This is a genomic window from Bradyrhizobium sp. ORS 375 (assembly GCF_000239775.1).
GTDB lineage: Bacteria > Pseudomonadota > Alphaproteobacteria > Rhizobiales > Xanthobacteraceae > Bradyrhizobium.
Genome location: NZ_CAFI01000120.1, coordinates 23,845 through 41,117 on the forward strand (window position 1 = coordinate 23,845; position 17,273 = coordinate 41,117).

The window sequence follows — 17,273 nt, forward strand, 5'->3', positions numbered from 1 at the left end:
GTCTAATATCCCGTCAGCTCGAGATAGCCCACCCCCGTGTGGCTGCCCCTGAAGCTGATCGGTCCCTCCCAATAGGGCACGCGGGTGCCCATCCAGGCGTTCGGATTGAGCGGTGCGCTGTCGATCGCGATGCCGAGTGCTGATATCTCGACGCGCCAGCCGACCGGCAGCCTGCGCGCGCCGATCGCGACCGTCTCGGTCGGCTTCATCACGATGCCGTCGGGACCGAGCGGGCGGGATGCGCCGTCCGCCGTGATCCACGTGCCCGAGATGTAGTCGCCATTGCCCTGCCGCATCCGGTACAGCATCAGCTTCTCGCCACCGGCAAAATGCAGCGCGAACCAGTCCCAGCCGCTCTGGTCGGAGGCCAGCGGCTGGCTGCTCCATTCCCGGTCGAGCCAGGCCATCCCGGTGACCTCGATCGGCTTGTCGTCGAAGGTGAGGCGGCCGCCGGCGCGGTAGAACGGCTGGCTGTAGTAGTACGAGGCCTGGCCGCGCTCGGACTTGCGGCTGTACCCGCCGATGCCCTGCAGCACCACCGGACGATCCGCCTCCAGATGCAGGGCGTAGGAGAAGTCGGCTGCGCTCGCGCTCATGTCGAGCGGGGCCAGCGATTGATCGTTGGTCCCATCCGTGCCGCGCAGCTGCCAGTCGTCGATCCAGGCCTGGAACGGCTTGGCCTCGACGCCGGCCTGGCCGACGCCGCCGCGCGCGAACTTCTCGGTCGAGCGATGGCTGTCGGCGCGGGTGACGGCGGCATGCGCCATCCACAGCTGCTGATTGTCGAAGCCTTCGGCTTGCGGCCCGGGCCGCGCCGCCGAGCGGAACAGCGTCCATTGCAGGCCGTAGGCCTTGCCGCCGGCGTCGCTGAGGTTCGCGGTGATGTACCACCACTCGATGCGGAAATCGTCGTGCGGCCCATGGTCGGCCGGGAAGCTGAAGGTCTTGCCCGGCGTCACCGGCGTGAAGCCGTCGGCACTGTCGCTCAGGCCGGCGAAGCCCTGCGCGCGCGCGAGCCGCGGCAGCGCGAGCAGACCGAGCCCGCCGATCAACCCGCGCCGCGTGATGGTGGCCCTAGCGTTCAATGGTGAAGGTCCTGACCAGGTGCGCCGGCTGCATCCGCGCCAGCCTGAGCACCGGCAGCAGCGAGGCGATCAGCGCCGCCACCAGCGTGACGATCAGCAGCCGGATCAGCTGCAGCGGAAACACGTCGAACGGCAGCCGCCAGCCGAACGCCTTCACATTGACGATCGCGATCAGGCACCACGCCACCACGAGCCCGAGCGGCAACGCCAGCAGCGCGGTGAGGCCGGCGAGTGCCAGCGTCTTCAGGAGCTCGACCTCGGCGAGCCGCCGCCGCGTCAGCCCGATCGCCCACAGCGGCGCGAGTTGCGGCAGCCGGGAGTTGGCCAGGGTCAGCAGGCTCGTCAGCAGCGCGATGGCGGCGACGCCGAGCGTGAAGGTGTTGAGCGCGCCGGTCACCGCAAAGGTGCGGTTGAAGATCTGCTTCGACTCCTGCTTCACCGTCGACTGGTCGACGACGTTGCGGCCGTCGAGCCCGAACTTTTCCGTGAGCGCGCTGATCAATCCCGGCACGTCAGCCGGCGCCGCGCGCACGGCCATGCGCGTGATCGGCGTCGCCGGAAAGCGGCGCGTCAGCGCAGCGACGTTGACCGTGACCTGCCCCTTGGGATTGCCGTAATCGGCATAGATGCCGGCGACGCTGATATGCCAGTCGCCGGTCGGCGCGGGAATGTCGACGCTGTCGCCGAGCGAGAGGTTGAGCCGCCGCGCCAGCTGCTCGCTGACGAAGCCGGCATCGCCGCGCACCAGCTGCTTCCAGGCGTTGTTGTCCGCCTGCAGCAGTGGCCAATGGTCGCGATAGGTGGCGTGGTCGGGCAGGCCGAGCACGTCGATCGGCGCGCCCCAAAGCTGCGTCTCGGCGCGGCCGCCCGGCAGCACCGCCTGGACCTCTGGACGCGTGCGCAGCCAGCTCTGTATCTCGCGTGCCTGCGCCTCATCGGCGGCGCTGATGTAGACGTCGGCGGCGAGCCGGCCGTCGAGCCAGACCAGGAAGGTGCGGCTGAACGTCTCCACCATGGTCGCGACGCCGACATTGACGGCGAGCGCCAGCAGCAGCGCCATCAGAGCCAGCGACAATCCCGAGATCTGCTGGCGGCTGTCGGCCCAGAACCATTGCGCCAGCGCTGCCCTGGCGCCGCGCTCGCCGAGCCGCAGCACGAGCTCGAGAATCGCGGGCAGCAGCAGCGCCGCGCCGAGCATCATGGCTGCGAGCACGCCGAATCCGGCCAGCAGCGATTGCCCGAGCCACAGCAGCAGGCCGGCGGCAACGAAGAAGGCGAGCGCGACCGCGCTCTGCAGCCGCAGCCAGCGCCGCTGCGCCTCCTGCCAGGCGTAGGGCTGCGCGGTGGCCAGGATCGGCAATCGCATCGACTTGACGAGGCTGGTGGTGGCGGCCGCGAGCGCACCGGCGATGCTGATGACCAGGCCGGCGAGCCACCATTCGGGCCGCAGGTTCAGCTCGCCCGGAACCTGCGCGCCATACAATCCGCGCAGCGATGCGGCGACGTTCGGCAGCAGCGCTGCAGCAATGACATAGCCGCAGACGAGACCGACCACCCCCGCGACCAGTGCAAACGCGACGAGCTCGCCGATCAGCACGCCGTTCAGTTGCCGCGCCGACACGCCGCAGGCGCGCAAGGTGCGCAGCACCGGCAGCCGCTGCTCGAAAGCGAGGCCGATCGCGGAGTTGACGATGAACAGGCCAACGACGAACGACAGCAGGCCGAAGGCGGTGAGATTGAGGTGGAAGCTGTCGGTCAGCCGCTCCAGGTCGGTCTCGGCCTCCGGCTGAACCAGCTGGAGGCGGCCGTTGGCGAAGCTCTGCAACGGCGCGCGCGGGCTCGCCATCTTGCCGACCAGGAGCCGCGAGATCTGGCCGGGCTTGTCGAGCAGCCGCTGCGCGTCGCTGATGTCGACGACGAGCACGCCGGGCGCGAGCTGCTGCTGCACCATCAGTGGCGGCAGCACGGCGTCGTTGCTGAGCCGCGGCGCCGCGCCGTCCTTGAGATCGAAATCAGCGAGCGTCTCCGGCGAGATCAACGTGCGATGCGGCGGCGTCAGAAACGCCTCGAGCTCGCTGCGCCCGACCATCGGCGCATTGCCGACCTCCCTGGGGATGCTGAACGGCTCGATGCCGAGCAGCCGGATCGATCGGCCGTCGATCTGGACGCGGCCTTCGACGACCGGCGACACCGGCCAGCCGGCGCGGCGCAGCTCGGCGAACACGCTCGAGGGCAGCATCTTGCCGTCGCGCGCGACCAGCATCGGCGTGCGTGCGCCGCCGAAGATCGCCGCCGCGCGATCATAGGAGCTGCGCGCCTGCTGGTTGAGCGCCTGGACGCCACTCCACAGCGCCGTCGCCGAGATCAATCCGATCAGCAGGGTGGCGAGCTGCATCGGATGCCGACGCCAATGGCTGAGCAGCACGGCGAGGATCCACAGCGCACGTCTCATGCGATGCGGCCCGCATGCAGATGGACGTGGCGGTCGAGCATCGCGGCGAGCCGCGCGCTGTGCGTCACCATCAGGAAGCCGCAGCCTGTGCGCGCGACGAGATCGCGCGTCAGCGCCATCACCTCGTCGGCGGTGTCCTCGTCCAGATTGCCGGTGGGCTCGTCCGCCAACAGCAGCGCAGGCTTGATCGCCAGCGCGCGACCGATCGCGACGCGCTGCTGCTGGCCGCCGGACAATTGCTCGGGATAGCGCTTGAGCAGCGGCTTCAATCCGAGCCGCTCCACCAGCTCGGTGTGCCACGACGCATCGTGCCGCCCGGCCAGCCGCGCCTGGAAGCTGAGATTGTCCTGCACCGACAGGCTCGGCACCAGGTTGAACTGCTGGAACACGAGGCCGAGCCGCTCGCGCCGGATCGCCGCTCGCCCGGAATCGTCGAGCGCGCCGACAGAAGCGCCATCGAGCAGGATGTCGCCGCCATCGGCCGCGTCCAACCCGGCAATGAGATGCAGCAGCGTGCTCTTGCCCGAGCCGGATTCGCCGGTCAGCGCCACGCGCTCGCCGGAGACCACGTTGAGATCGACACCGCGGAGGACTTTGATCGGCTCGCCGCCGGATCGGTAGGACTTGGTGAGATGACGGACGCTGAGCACGAGCATGTCTTGAGGTTGTTGCATCACAACATATCAAGCGCCAACGCGAACATCACCTGCTCGTTCGTCAGAAAGCTCATGACGTGATGACCACTTGCTCGTGACCAGGTTGCGCGGGCTTCGTCACGCAGCCCGTGAGGGAAAAATTCTCGCGTTGCAACAACGACTTAGCGCGTTGCCTGCGGAGCCGCTTCGTGGCTAGCATGGGTGAAACGCCCGAACCACAGGGGCGGATCAGAAACAATCACGGGGAAGGACCATGGCCGCGCCGACGACGCTCAAAGCCACATCCCGCGCAGGCGCGACGCCGACGCCAAAAGGCGCGTGGAAGATCACCTTCCTGCTGTTCCTGTTCATGCTGGTGAACTTCGCCGACAAGATCGTGGTCGGGCTCGCCGGCGTGCCGATCATGACTGAGCTCAATCTCAGCGCCGAGCAGTTCGGCCTGCTCGGCTCCTCCTTCTTCTTCCTGTTTTCGATCGCCGCCATCATCGTCGGCTTCATCGTCAACAAGGTGCCGACACGCTGGGTGCTGCTGGTGCTGGCACTGGTCTGGGCGGTGGCGCAATTCCCGATGGTCGGCACGGTCGGCTTCACCACGCTGCTGATCTGCCGCGTGATCCTGGGAGCCGGCGAGGGTCCTGCGGCGTCCGTTGCCATTCACGCCGTCTACAAATGGTTTCCCGACGAGAAGCGGGCATTGCCGACGGCGATCCTGTCGCAGGGATCTGCGTTCGGTGTGATCCTCGCGGTGCCCGCGTTGAACTGGGTGATCGTGAACTACGGCTGGCACTATGCCTTCGGCGCGCTCGGCGTCGTCGGCCTGATGTGGAGTGCCGCCTGGCTGTGGCTGGGCCGGGAAGGACCGCTGGCCGAGGTGGAGACGGCCGCCTTGCGCGAACAGCGCGTGCCCTATCTGCAGCTGCTGACCAGCAGGACGTTCGTCGGCTGCGTCGCCGCCACCTTCGGCGCCTATTGGGCGCTGTCGCTCGGGTTGACCTGGTTCACGCCGTTCCTGGTCAAGGGACTAGGCTTTTCGCAACAGCAGGCGGGCTTCATCTCGATCCTGCCATGGATCTTCGGCGCCTGCGTGGTGCTGACCACGGGCTTCGTGTCACAGATGCTGATGGCCCGTGGCGTCTCCACGCGCATGGCCCGCGGCGTAGTCGGCGCGACCCCGCTGGTGATCGGCGGCGCCCTGATGGCGGCGATGCCGCATGTGGACGGCGCCTCCGCCAAGATCGCGCTGCTCGTGGTCGGATCGGGACTGTGCGGCTCGATCTACGTGGTGTGTCCGCCGATGATCGGCGAGTTCACGCCGGTGGCGCAGCGCGGCGCGGCGATGGCGATCTATGGCGCGCTCTACACGCTCGCCGGCATCGTCGCGCCGGTCGTGATGGGCAAGATGATCCAGGCCTCCGGCAGCCTGCTCGAAGGCTACATGTCCGGTTTCACCATCAATGCGGTCATCATGGTGATCTCCGGCCTGCTCGGACTGGCCCTGCTGTGGCCGAACAGCGAACGTGCACGCCTGCAGGTGGACGCGGCTGCCGCGCCGGAGTTTGCGTGAGCCGAGGTGCGCAACGCGAGCCGCCAGCACTCTGATCTTCGCAGCTCAAAGCGCGGCGATGCCCTGCCCGGATCCGCGCCACACATTCGGTGTCGTCCCGGCCTTGCGCCGGGACCCATAGCCACCGTCGGTCGTGGCTGGGCGAGATAGGGCGGTCATGGTGCCCCAAACAACTCCCCGGGGTTATGGGTCCCGGATCGGCGCGCGCGTGCCGCGCGCTTGTCCGGGACGACACTGAGGATAAGTCGCCGGCTCCGCGTAGGGCAGCGAAGACGTTATTGCACCCCAGCGCGTGCACCCCTGACCAGTCGCCCCGGCCGTGCGCCGGTGGCTTCGCCGTGCCGGCGCGTCACCACGCCGGAGACGATCGTCGCCTCGTAACCGTCGACGTCCTGCATCAGCCGGCGGCCGCCGACCGGCAGGTCGTAGTGCACCTTGGGCGGATGCAGGTGCAGCCGGTCGTAGTCGATGACGTTCAGATCAGCCTTGTAGCCGGGAGCAATCAGGCCGCGATCGTCGAGGCCGACGGAGAGCGCGGTCTTGCGTGACTGCGCGGCGACGACGAAGGGGATCGACAGCCTGTCGCCGCGCTTGCGGTCGCGCGTCCAGTGCGTCAGCAGGTAGGTCGGGAAGCTGGCGTCGCAGATGATGCCGCAATGCGCGCCGCCGTCGCTGAGGCCGGGCACGCTTCTGGGATCGCGCAGCATCTCGAAGGTGGCGTCGAGATTGCCGTCCGAGTAGTTGAGGAACGGCACGTAGAGCATGCCGCGTCCCTGGTCCGTCAACATCGCGTCGTAGGCCAGCTCTTCCGGCCGGCAACCTCTCGCGCGGGCCTGCGCGCCGAGCGACTGCTCCGGTGGCTGCTCGTAGTCCGGCGGATCGCCGAGCAGATACATCTTGTCGTAGTTCGGCTTGAAGAACAGCGGATCGTCGGTGACGGTGGCCTGCTCGCTCAGGATGGCCGCGCGCAACTGGGGATCGCGCATCCGCGCGACGCGTTCGTCGAGCGGCAGATGCGCAATCGCCTGGTAGCTCGGATGGGTCTGCAGCGGGTTGCGCGACAATTCCAATCCGAGCAGCAGCCCGACCGGGCGCGCCGCGATCTGCGCCGTCACCGACAGCCCGCGCGCGGCGGCCGCGTTGATCTCGGTCAGCGTCTGCCGCCAGCGCTGCGGCGCGCGGTCGTTCTGCGTGACGGAGAACGAGATCGGGCATTTCGTCTGCTCGGCGATGCGCAGCATCATCGGCAGGTCTTCGTGAATCGTGGAGATGTCGAGCACGAATTGCAGCACGCTGCGGCCGGCGCTGTGCATGGCGCGCGCGATGGTCGTGAGCTCATCCTCGCCAGCCTTGAGAGTGGGCGTGTAGTCGCCCGTCGAGGTGCGGTGGTTGAGGGTGCGCGAGGTGGAGAAGCCGAGCGCGCCGGCCTTGACCGCATCGCGCGCCAGCGCCGCCATGGCGCGGTTGTCGTCGGCGGTTGCGGGATCGCGCCGCGCGCCGCGCTCGCCCATCACATAGACGCGCAGCGCCGCATGCGGCAGCTGCGCTCCGATGTCGAGATCGAATTCGCGCTTGGCCAGCCATTCCATGTAGTCGGGAAAGCTCTCCCATTCCCAGGGAATGCCGGCCTCGAGCACCGGCTCGGGGATGTCCTCGACGCCCTCCATCAGCTGGATCAGCCGCTGATGGTCGGCGGGCCGGCACGGCGCGAAGCCAACGCCGCAATTGCCCATGATCGCCGTCGTGACGCCGTTCTGCGACGAGGGCGAGATGTCGTGGCTCCAGGTGACCTGGCCGTCGTAATGGGTGTGGACATCGACGAAGCCGGGCGTGACGAGCTTGCCGCGCGCATCGATCTCCTCGCGGCCGGAGGCGGCGATCTTGCCGACCTCGACGATGCGGCAGTCCGTGATCGCGACGTCCGCCTCATACAGCTCGCCGCCCGAACCATCGGCAACGGTCCCGCCGCGAATTACGAGATCAGGCTGCGTCATGGCGTGTCTTCCCCGGATGTTGTTGTTGGGGAGATCATCGGCGGATGAGGGATGATGTCAACCTGCGAGGAAGCTGGGTGTGCCTCGAGGCCTATGCGCTGCTGATATGAGTCAACGGCTCAGCACGAGCCATCGCTTCATAACTTTTCGGTCAGGGACTCGATCTCAATCCCCGCACACCGGTGCGCTCCCCTCCCCCTTGCGGGGAGGGGTTGGGGGTGGGGGTCTCCGGGCGAGGCTCGATGTGATGAGAGGCGGGATCAAATGGAGACTCAGAACGAATCAGCTTGGAGATGTGAGGTGCGCATCTGCTAATTCAGCGCCCCGTGGACCCCACCCCGACCCCTCCCCGCAAGGGGGAGGGGAGTGCACTGCCGGCGCCGAGATAGTTGCGCCGACGACGCGGAAGCGACGAACTACTTCACCAGCCTGAACCTCCCGCCCTCGACCTTGATCAGGAACGCCGATCGCTCGTCGTAGCCGTTATGATCCGTCGGGCTCATGTTGGAGAGGCCGTTGTTGAGATAGACGTCCTTGCCGCGCTCGAGCTCGTCGCGCAGCGCGGCGCGGAATTCCGGCGTGCCTGGCTTGGCCAATTTCAGCGCGCCGGGGATCGCACCCTTCAACAGTGTGACGGTGTCCCACAGATGCGCGGCGAAGATGTTGGGCTTGTCGCCGTTGGCGGCCTGATAGGCCGACACGAACGCGTCGTTGGCGCGGCGGAACGGATCCTCGGGGGCGAGATCATCGGCGATCGAGAACGCTTCGCCGGCGAAGATCGCGCCCTCGACATTCTCCTTGCCGAGCTTGATGAACTCCTGCGTCGCCACGCCATGGGTCTGGAACACTTTTCCGGCATAGCCGCGCTCGCGCAACGCCTGTTGCGGAAGCACCGCCGGGGTACCGGCCGACGCAATGAACACTGCGTCGGGGTTGGTCGCGATCACCTTCAGCGCCTGCCCCGTCACACTGGTGTCACCGCGCGCATAGACCTCGTGAGTGGTCACGGTGACGCCGAGCTTCGGCGCCAGCTTGCTGACCTCCTGATAGTAGCCCTCGCCATAGCCGTCAGAGACGCCGATGAAGCCGAGTGTCTTGACGCCGCTCTTGGCGATGTATTTGAGCATCGCGGCCGCCATGATGTCGTCGTTGGGCACGACCTTGAACGCCCACTTCCGCTTGTCGTCCATCGGCTGCACGATCGCGGTCGAGGCTGCGAGCGACAGCAGCGGCGTCCGGCTCTCCAGCGCGACGTCGAGCATCGGCATCGTGACCGGCGTCAGCGACGAGCCGATGATGACGTCGACACCGTCCTGGATCACCAGGCGTCGTGCATTCTGCAGGCCCTTGACGCTGTCGGATTCGTCGTCGAGCGCGATATAGACGATCTTCTCGCCGCCCATCTCTTTCGGCAATGCAGCGACGGCCTTGATCTGCGGCTGCCCGAGCGCCGAGCCGGGGCCGGTCGCGGACACCACGATACCGACCTTGATGTCGGCCCGCGCCGGCCCGGCGAGCATCACCAAGGCCATGCCGAGCGCAGTGAGCGTAGCTCTCATCGCGGTTCCTCCCCGTTTGAGCGTGTCCGGCACGTTGCGCGGCCTGGACTTCATTTGACCGACTTCGAGCGGCGAAGGCTAGCCCCACAGCCGCCTTGCGTCTGTCCCCGTGGTTGGTGACAGGGGGATGCTTCCAGCCGGAGTGGGTTGCTGTTAGGCTGACACAAACGAATATCAGGGGAGGACCGTCATGGAGGCCAGCAGGTCCGGCGTCGATGCAGCGGGCGCCGTCAGCGCCATGGTGCTCGCCATCGGTCAGCCATCGTTTCCGACCGTTCTGATCGATACCTTGCGCGCGGTGGCCGATGTCGGCCATTGCATGGTGTTCTCCTTTGCCGACCAGCGCTCGGCGCGCTGCCTGCTCAGCACCGGCAATATCGCGATCGGGCCCGATCTCGGCAGCGCCTATTCGGAGCACTTCCACACCGCCGATCCCAACCGCGAGGTGATCTTCCGCGAGCGCGCGGGGCAGCGTCACATCCTGCTGCCGAACTTCGCGCGCCGGATGTATCCGAAGGGCTATCGCAAGCTGTTCTTCGAGGACTCCGAGATCGTCGACAAGGCCGCCACCGCGATCTGGGTCGGCGATCACTGCACTTATGTGAACTTCTATCGCACGGCCGCGCAGGGCGGCTTCACGTCCGAGCAGCGGCAGCGCATCACTGCGGTCGCCCCGATCGTGGCCGCCATCGTCGCGCGACATTGCCAGGACGAGACGGCTGTCACGGATCCGGCCGACAAGCTCGCGCTGCTGTTCGCTGCCGGCGGCCCGCTGTCAGTCCTGACAGCGCGCGAAAAGGACGTCTGTCGGCGCATCCTCGAAGGCTTCACCTCGGAGGCAATCGCCGGCGATCTCGGCATCGCGCTCAACTCCGTCTTCACCTATCGCAAGCGCGCCTATGAGAAGCTCGGCATCGCCTCGCAGAACGAGCTGTTCGCGATCGCGCTGCGGCTGATGACGGCGCCAAAGCCCCTGAACTGACGCCGCCGAATTGAGCGCACCCGCAGCCTGTCACCCATCACCGGGACAGACGCCGCCCGCGTGTGCAGCTAACCTGCGCCGTCTGACCGGAGGCCGAGCGTGAGCACCGCACCGCATTTCGACGTGGATCCCAAGACCTTCTGGGCCGATCCCTATCCGGCGCTGGCGCGGATGCGGAAGGAGGCGCCGATCGCCTTCGTGCCGCAGCTCGGCAGCACGCTGCTGTGCCGGCGCGACGACATCTTCGTGTCGGAAAAGCAGATCGACGTGTTCAGCTCGCATCAGCCGCAGGGCCTGATGAACCGGCTGATGGGCCACAACATGATGCGCAAGGACGGCGCTGATCATATGGCCGAGCGCCAGGCGATCGCGCCCGCGGTGTCGCCGCGCGCCGTCAGGGTGCATTGGCTGACGCAGTTCCAGGCCCATGCCGACCGACTGATCGACGCGCTCGATCCAGCGGCCAACGTCGATCTCGTGCGCGATTTCGCGCTGCCATTCTCGGCCGAATGCCTGAAGCTGATCACCGGCCTCACCAACATGCGCTTTCAGGACATGAACGCGTGGTCGCAGGCGATGATCGACGGCATCGCCAACTACACCGGCGATCCCCAGGTGGAGGCACGCTGCAACGCCGCCACATCAGGCATCGATGCGTCCATCGACGACATGCTGCCGGTGCTGGAGAAGACGCCCAACCAGAGCCTGCTCGGCGTCATGCTCGCCACTCAGATGCCGATGGAGAGCATCCGCGCCAACATCAAGCTCGCGATCTCCGGCGGCCAGAACGAGCCGCGCGATGCCATCGCCGGCACGGTGTGGGCGCTGCTGACGCATCCCGAGCAGCTCGCGCTGGCCATGAATGGCGAGGTGCGCTGGCTGCAGGTGTTCGAGGAATATGCCCGCTGGATCTCGCCGATCGGCATGTCGCCGCGGCGCATCGCCAAGCCATGGACGATCCGCGACGTCGCGTTCGAGCCGGAGGAACGGGTGTTCCTGATGTTCGGCTCCGCCAACCGCGACGAGGCGCATTTCACCGACCCCGACCGCTTCGATATCAGCCGCGACGTGTCCAAGAGCATCGCCTTCGGCGCCGGCCCGCATTTCTGCGCCGGCGCCTGGGCCTCGCGCGCGATGATCGCCGACGTCGCCTTGCCGACGTTGTTCGCGCGGCTGCAGAACCTGCGACTTCGTCACGATGAGCCGGTGCGCATCGGCGGCTGGGCCTTCCGCGGCCTGCTCAACCTGCCGGTGGCATGGGATAGGACGCGGCACTGACGGACGAAACGACCGTATCCAAACTCTTGCTCACATCGCCTAAATCAGTTCCCCGCTGTCATCGTCCGCGAAGGCGAAGGCGGACGATCCAGTACGCCGTGACATCTCGGTTCACAATCCTCTGCCGCGGAGTACTGGATGCTCCGCCTTCGCGGAGCATGACAGTGGTGGAGACGGCGAGAGCGCACCCAGAAACAGCGGCTGGTCCCTGGGGAAAGCCCGATCAATTGACGGGAACGGGCAGCGAGACATTGCCGATGGTTCGCAGCCCCAGGGTCAGCATGACAGTCTGGTTGACCTGTGGTGTGGCGCCGGCGATCGCGGTGTTGGTGGATGTGACGTAGCTCGCGGCCAAGGTGAAGCAGTCGTCCACATAGCCGGCGCCGACGAGATATTGGTTCATCTTGTTGGCGACCAGATCCCATCGCGCGCCGCCGGAGACCACCCAGTTCTGCGCCACCTTGACGGAGCCGTTGCCGAGCAGGCCTTCGCGCCGGTCGAGGTAGCCGACCACCGGCTGCGCCGCATAGTTGCCGTAGGTCAGCGCGGCGGACCAGCGGTCGAAATTCACTTTGCCCTCGGCCTCGAAGCGCTGAACGTTCAGGCTCTGCTGGTCGAGCCGGCTGCGTACGCTGAGCGTGTAGGTGCGGTTCGGCGAATAGTCCACCCGCGTCACGTAGTCCGACACGGTCTTGTCGAGACCGGAGCCGATGCCGGTGTTGTTGCTGTCCCGCACGTCATAGGAGTTGATCCCGAACAGCTGAGTGGACTGGCCGAACAGCAGATTGACGGTGCCGCCGCGATCGAACTGCGTGGTCGCCTGCGCGCCGATATTGGCGCGGCCGCCGCCCTCGGTCCGGTCGTAGCCGGAGAACTTGTCGACGCTGAACAGGTTGCTGGCGTCGAACACCATGCTCTGCGCGTCCTCGTTCGGCAGCCGGCCGGCAGAGGTCTCGTTCGGCCTGGCGATGAACTGCGCGATCGGCTCGATCGTGGTCGTGCCCCACGACTGCACGTTGATGAACGGGTAGCGATAGTCGAGACCGACCGTCGGCATCACCCGCAGCGCCTGGGTGTCGCCGGTCGGCAGGAAATTGCCGAGGCCGGGCTGGGCGGTCACGTTGGCATTGATCGCGTCGGCGCGCAGGATCGCGAACGGCGTCCAGATCTGGCCGAGCGGATCGGTGTACGAGCGCCGCCACTCCGCCTGCGCGGACAGTCTCGTGAAGGTGCCGGGGGTGGCGCGCAGCAGGCACTGCGCCGGCAGCCGCGCGAGCGGGTCAGCGGACGTCGTGGTGCACAGGCCATTGGTGGCCGCGGTCGTGGTGACCGGGTCGAACACGGCCTGTTCGCGGCTCAGGTTGACGAAGTTGGTCTTGTAGCTGAATTCGCCGCCGAGCACAGGGGAGTTCAGCACGTTCGAGTAGTCCAGCACCGGATAGACGATCGGAACCGTCTGCTGGTTGCCCGAGAAGCTCAGATAGTGCATCGCCCTGACGTCGAAGACGCTGCGGCTGCCGACGCCGGTCAGATATAGCTGCGAGATCGCCTCCGTCGGCAGCGTCATGAAGGCGTTGAACGGATCGCGGTACTGCGCCAGCCGGTAGTCCGACAGGAACGTGTAGTCGGACAGCAGGACGCCGTCCCAGCCGAACGTCCATTTGTCCGACAGCGCGAGCTGGCCCCTGGTGTCGATGCCGCCGCGCAGCTGGCGGTCGCCCGGCTGGCCGGCGAAGGCGTTGCGGTTCAGCTGGTCGATGCCGTACAGGCGCACCTGATAGGCGCCATTGTCGAGGCGCTGGCGGAACTCGGTCTGCAGCAGCACGCCCTGCCTGGAGGTGAGGCGCGGCGTGAAGGTCGCGTCGTAGCTCCCGTCGATCGCCCAGTAGTAGGGAATGTCGACGCCGATGCCGTAGGCGTTGTTCTGCGAGAAGCCCGGCATCAGGAAGCCGCTCTTGCGCTTCACGGTCGGATCGGGCGTCGAGAAATACGGGACGTAGGCGAGCGGGACGCCGAACATTTCGAGCTGGGCGTTCTCGAAATACAGCATCTTTTCGGTCTGATCGTGGATGATGCGCGCACCCTTGACCTGCCACAGCGGCGGCTTCTTCGGATCGTCCCTGCACGGCGCGCAGGCGGTGTAGACGCCGTTCTCGAACACCGTGGTGTTGCCCTTGGAGCGGTCGGCCCGGGTCGCCGCCATCCGCGTCTGGTCCTCGGTCTCGACGCGCAAGGAATCGACAAAGCCGTCGCGATAGTCGTCCGAAAGGTCGAGGCTGTTGGCGTAGGTGATCTTGCCGTCGGCATCGGTCATGCGGATGTTGCCTTCCGCATGCAGGCGCTTGGTCTTCTGATCGTAGATGACCCGGTCGGCCTCGACCGAGGAGCCGTTGTAGAACAGCTGCACGTTGCCGACCGCCGAGACGCGCGAATTGTTGGTGTCGTACTCGACGGTGGTCGCCTGCACCAGCATCTGGTTGTCGTTGGCGACGCGCGGCGCCGGCGGCTTCTGCGGACGTGAGTTGTAGGTGAAGCTCTGGGCGGCGGCGCTCGCCGGCACCAGGGCGCCGGCGGCCAGCGCGAGACACAAAGCGAGGACGAACGGGCTCATCGCGGAGGCCAACAGGCGCGGCGAGCCGGCGGCTGCAGCTCGTGAGCGCAGCGAGGAGAGGTCGGTCACCCGAGCGGGCTTCGCGGTTAGACGCTTCGACATAGATGCACGCTGGACTTCGCTACAGACGCAGGGAAGCCGCATCCTGCACTGGCGCGATGGCTTTTCTGGCGCGCGGTGCAAACTGCCCCTCCTTAATTGACGTTATTGAATTATCGTCCTACGATAATAATGTAAAGCGGCCGGCGGCGATGAGAGATCTTTTCCGGGCCCTGTGACCGGGAGCACACGATGAGCGTGATGGCAGCATCCGCGGAGTTCGGCGACGTGCCAGCCGCGCAGACGGCGCTGCGCCGGCGGATTGCGTGGGTCTGCCGGGCGATCAGGCTCGCCGCCGTGCTGTGGGTCGCATGGCTCGTGGTGGAGATGGCCTGGAGCTGGTGGGACACCGACCGGGCCAGATATGCCGACGGCCTCGGCCGCGCCTTGGGCGCCGATCTCACCGGGCTGTCACAGGCGCAGATCGATGGGATGTTCGTGATGAACGCCGGCGTGCTGGCGTGCGACGCCGTGGTGGCCTATTTCCTCTGGCGCCTGTTCGGCACCTATCTTCTGGGGCGCATCTTCACCGTGGACGCGGCGGTCTGGATGCATCGGGTCGGCCTGGCCGGCCTGGTCGCGATGGCCTCGGGTGTCGTCTTCCGCAAGCTCGCGCTGTTGATCCTCACCCGTCATGCCGAGGTTCCGGCCGCCACGCTGTGGAGCTTTCAGGCCGTGCTGCCGAGCGATCTGCTTTGGATCATCTTTTGCCTGTTCGTCGTCGCTGTCGCCCAGATCTTCAAGGCCGCCGCCGAGCTCGCCGACGACCACGCCAAGATCGTGTGAGAAGATGGTCTAAGAAATCCGTTTGAAAAGTCCGTTTGAAAAGATCGTTTGACCCATGCCCATCATCGTCAATCTCGACGTCATGCTGGCCCGGCGCAAGATGCGCTCCAAGGAGCTCGCCGAGCGCATCGGCATCACCGAGCAGAACGTCTCGCTGCTGAAATCCGGCAAGGTCCGCGGCGTGCGGTTCGACACGCTGGAAAAGATCTGCGAGGTGCTGCGCTGTCAGCCGGGGGACCTGCTCGAATACAGGCCCGACGACGCCGAGGAGCCGCAGCGCCTGGCGGGCTGACGGCCGCATGCGCCGCAGCGGCCGCCGTCCCAACCCGCGGCTCAGGCCTTGCCGGCGGCGATGGCCTGCGCCTCCGCGGCGGCGCGCTGCATGCTCGATGACATCTCGCTGGTCACGGTGCTCTGCTCCTCCACCGCGGCCGCGGTCGAGGTGACATATTCGCTGACGTTCTGGATCTCGGACTTGATCAGGCTGAGCGCACTCACGACCTCGCTGGAGATCTCGTTGAGACCGCCGATCTCGGCGCCGATCTTGTCGGTCGCGGCCTTGGCCTGATTGGCCAGGTTCTTGACCTCGGCGGCGACGACGGCGAAGCCGCGGCCGGCCTCGCCCGCGCGCGCCGACTCGATGGTGGCGTTGAGCGCCAGCAGATTGATCTGTCCGGTGATGTCGCCGATCAATTCGACGATGCCGCTCATGGCCTGCGTCGCATCGCTCAGCCGCTTGGCCTGCGAATCCGCCGAGGCGACGCGCTCTGACGCGCCCATCGCCGTCTCGCGCGACTTCGTCATGGCTTCGGAGATCTCGCGGACCGAGGCGTTCAACTCCTCGGCGCCCGCGGCGACCGACTCCATCATGCCGCGGACCCGCTCGTTGCCCATCCTCACCAGCACCTGCTGGGTGACATCGGTGGCGTACTTCACCACCTTGAACGGCTTGCCGTTGAGGTCGAGGATCGGATTGTAGGACGCCTGGATCCAGACCTGGCGCCCGCCCTTGCCGATCCGCTTGTACTCCGCGGCCTGATACTCGCCGCGGTTCAGCGCGGCCCAGAACTCGCGATAGGCTGGGCTGTCGCGCTCCGAGGGATCCACGAACATCGAATGGTGACGACCCTTGATTTCCGACAGCGAATAGCCGAGCGCGTTGAGGAAATTGTCGTTGGCATTGATGATCGTGCCGTCCAGATTAAACTCGATGACCGCTTGCGACTTGCTGATCGCCGCGATCTGCCCGGCGAGATCGACGCTCCTGAGCTTCTGCGCGGTGACGTCGGTGGCGAATTTGACGACCTTGAACGGCTTTCCATTCTGGTCGAGCACCGGGTTGTAGGACGCCTGGATCCAGACTTCCTTGCCGCCCTTGCCGATCCGCTTGTATTCGGCGGCGCGGTACTGCCCGCTGTTCAGCGCCGCCCAGAACTCGCGATAGCCCTGACCGTCACGCTCCTCGGGGGAGACGAACATGCTGTGATGCTTGCCCTGGATCTCCGGCAGGCTGTAGCCCAGCGCATTCAGGAAATTGTCGTTGGCGGTGATGATCGTGCCGTCCATGTTGAACTCGATGACGGCCTGTGACCGGCTGATGGCCGCGACTTGCGCGCTGTAATCGAGGTTCTGCAGCCGGACGCTGGCGTCGGACCATTCCACCACCGTGCCGGCGCGGCTTCCGTCCGGATGGCGCAGCGGCTGGGCGACCAGATCGAACGTCCATTTGCCGATCTTGATGCAGGCCCTGTGCTCCGCGGCGAGCGCCTTCAGCATGTGGCGCTGGTGCGCTGGGTCCTTGTGGAACACGTCGATGTTGGTGCCGATCAGGCCGTCGACGCGGAAGCTCGGCAATTGCTTCTTCAGATCCGCTTCCGCCTCGCGCAACAGCGCCGTCACGGCCTTGTTCATGTAGACGATGTCGAGCTTGTCGTCTGCGACCATGACCTTTGCCGTGATCGCATCCGCGGCCAGGGTGGCCAGGGCCTCACTCTTGTTCTTGCGGCCGAACATCAGTACGTCCTCGTTGAAGCGGGTTATGATCTCTGGCCGTCAGCGGTCGACGCGTGATCGCTGCAGCATTGCAAGGTCCAAGGGAAAGTCCGTTCGAGCTTCGACCCCCGTAAAAGCCCGGGTTTGTTCAATTTACCACGTCCATAGTAATAATTAGTTAGACGGTTTCCTGCGAGCGCTGCTCGAATTGTGCA

General features: G+C 66.4%; 12 protein-coding genes. 5 read left to right on the plus strand and 7 right to left on the minus strand.

The genetic code is table 11. From position 1 onward, the window contains the following. Positions 1 to 2: 2 nt before the first annotated feature. From BRAO375_RS10610 to BRAO375_RS10620, 3 genes are read right to left on the minus strand one after another with little or no spacing between them, the layout of a single operon-like run. The gene (locus BRAO375_RS10610) at positions 3 to 1,085 is read right to left on the minus strand and encodes a lipocalin-like domain-containing protein (RefSeq protein WP_009027466.1); all 1,083 of its coding nucleotides are present in this window, start codon (positions 1,083 to 1,085) and stop codon (positions 3 to 5) included. Beyond that, positions 1,075 to 3,537 carry an FtsX-like permease family protein gene (locus tag BRAO375_RS10615; RefSeq protein ID WP_009027467.1) on the minus strand — a complete coding sequence of 821 codons (2,463 nt, stop codon included), beginning with the start codon at positions 3,535 to 3,537 and terminating at the stop codon, positions 1,075 to 1,077. The genes BRAO375_RS10610 and BRAO375_RS10615 overlap by 11 nt, the downstream gene beginning before the upstream one ends. After that, on the minus strand, positions 3,534 to 4,193 hold the full coding sequence (locus tag BRAO375_RS10620; RefSeq protein ID WP_035639902.1) for an ABC transporter ATP-binding protein: 660 nt from the start codon (positions 4,191 to 4,193) through the stop codon (positions 3,534 to 3,536). Before BRAO375_RS10620 ends, BRAO375_RS10615 begins: the two co-directional genes overlap by 4 nt. Positions 4,194 to 4,446: 253 nt before the next feature. On the opposite strand from BRAO375_RS10620, the gene BRAO375_RS10625 reads away from it, so the two are divergent. Beyond that, positions 4,447 to 5,757: an MFS transporter gene (locus BRAO375_RS10625; RefSeq protein ID WP_009027469.1), complete on the plus strand. Its 1,311-nt coding sequence runs from the start codon at positions 4,447 to 4,449 to the stop codon at positions 5,755 to 5,757. A gap of 275 nt (positions 5,758 to 6,032) precedes the next feature. On the opposite strand, the gene BRAO375_RS10630 is transcribed toward BRAO375_RS10625, so the two are convergent. Next, a complete protein-coding gene (locus BRAO375_RS10630) occupies positions 6,033 to 7,751 on the minus strand; it encodes an N-acyl-D-amino-acid deacylase family protein (RefSeq protein WP_009027470.1) in 1,719 nt (572 codons plus the stop codon). 416 nt (positions 7,752 to 8,167) lie between these two features. Beyond that, complete coding sequence (locus tag BRAO375_RS10635) at positions 8,168 to 9,310, minus strand: ABC transporter substrate-binding protein (protein ID WP_009027471.1); 1,143 nt, start codon at positions 9,308 to 9,310, stop codon at positions 8,168 to 8,170. A 190-nt stretch (positions 9,311 to 9,500) separates the two neighbouring features. Between BRAO375_RS10635 and BRAO375_RS10640 the strand changes: the two genes are divergently transcribed. Together BRAO375_RS10640 and BRAO375_RS10645 are read left to right on the plus strand one after the other, a co-directional pair. Beyond that, positions 9,501 to 10,292, plus strand: a complete 792-nt coding sequence (locus tag BRAO375_RS10640) for a helix-turn-helix transcriptional regulator (protein ID WP_009027472.1) — start codon at positions 9,501 to 9,503, stop codon at positions 10,290 to 10,292. 99 nt (positions 10,293 to 10,391) lie between these two features. Beyond that, positions 10,392 to 11,570 (plus strand): cytochrome P450, encoded by a 1,179-nt coding sequence (locus tag BRAO375_RS10645; RefSeq protein ID WP_009027473.1) that lies wholly within the window; start codon positions 10,392 to 10,394, stop codon positions 11,568 to 11,570. Positions 11,571 to 11,793: 223 nt separating this feature from the next. On the opposite strand, the gene BRAO375_RS10650 is transcribed toward BRAO375_RS10645, so the two are convergent. After that, entirely contained in the window at positions 11,794 to 14,283 is a 2,490-nt protein-coding gene (locus tag BRAO375_RS10650) for an LPS-assembly protein LptD (RefSeq protein WP_009027474.1), read from the minus strand. Positions 14,284 to 14,472: 189 nt separating this feature from the next. Between BRAO375_RS10650 and BRAO375_RS10655 the strand changes: the two genes are divergently transcribed. Then, positions 14,473 to 15,066, plus strand: a complete 594-nt coding sequence (locus BRAO375_RS10655; protein WP_009027475.1) for a DUF2975 domain-containing protein — start codon at positions 14,473 to 14,475, stop codon at positions 15,064 to 15,066. 55 nt (positions 15,067 to 15,121) lie between these two features. Then, positions 15,122 to 15,358, plus strand: a complete 237-nt coding sequence (locus BRAO375_RS10660; RefSeq protein ID WP_009027476.1) for a helix-turn-helix domain-containing protein — start codon at positions 15,122 to 15,124, stop codon at positions 15,356 to 15,358. Positions 15,359 to 15,399: 41 nt separating this feature from the next. On the opposite strand, the gene BRAO375_RS10665 is transcribed toward BRAO375_RS10660, so the two are convergent. Further along, complete coding sequence (locus tag BRAO375_RS10665; protein ID WP_009027477.1) at positions 15,400 to 17,079, minus strand: methyl-accepting chemotaxis protein; 1,680 nt, start codon at positions 17,077 to 17,079, stop codon at positions 15,400 to 15,402. Positions 17,080 to 17,273: the final 194 nt, after the last annotated feature.

What these genes read in the sequence shown, in the direction of transcription:
- BRAO375_RS10615 (WP_009027467.1), bottom strand. Translation starts at nt 3,537, where the DNA reads ATGAGACGTGCGCTGTGGATCCTCGCCGTGCTGCTCAGCCATTGGCGT.
- BRAO375_RS10620 (WP_035639902.1), bottom strand. Translation starts at nt 4,193, where the DNA reads ATGCTCGTGCTCAGCGTCCGTCATCTCACCAAGTCCTACCGATCCGGC.
- BRAO375_RS10625 (WP_009027469.1), top strand. Translation starts at nt 4,447, where the DNA reads ATGGCCGCGCCGACGACGCTCAAAGCCACATCCCGCGCAGGCGCGACG.
- BRAO375_RS10630 (WP_009027470.1), bottom strand. Translation starts at nt 7,751, where the DNA reads ATGACGCAGCCTGATCTCGTAATTCGCGGCGGGACCGTTGCCGATGGT.
- BRAO375_RS10635 (WP_009027471.1), bottom strand. Translation starts at nt 9,310, where the DNA reads ATGAGAGCTACGCTCACTGCGCTCGGCATGGCCTTGGTGATGCTCGCC.
- BRAO375_RS10640 (WP_009027472.1), top strand. Translation starts at nt 9,501, where the DNA reads ATGGAGGCCAGCAGGTCCGGCGTCGATGCAGCGGGCGCCGTCAGCGCC.
- BRAO375_RS10650 (WP_009027474.1), bottom strand. Translation starts at nt 14,283, where the DNA reads ATGTCGAAGCGTCTAACCGCGAAGCCCGCTCGGGTGACCGACCTCTCC.
- BRAO375_RS10655 (WP_009027475.1), top strand. Translation starts at nt 14,473, where the DNA reads ATGAGCGTGATGGCAGCATCCGCGGAGTTCGGCGACGTGCCAGCCGCG.
- BRAO375_RS10660 (WP_009027476.1), top strand. Translation starts at nt 15,122, where the DNA reads ATGCCCATCATCGTCAATCTCGACGTCATGCTGGCCCGGCGCAAGATG.
- BRAO375_RS10665 (WP_009027477.1), bottom strand. Translation starts at nt 17,079, where the DNA reads ATGTTCGGCCGCAAGAACAAGAGTGAGGCCCTGGCCACCCTGGCCGCG.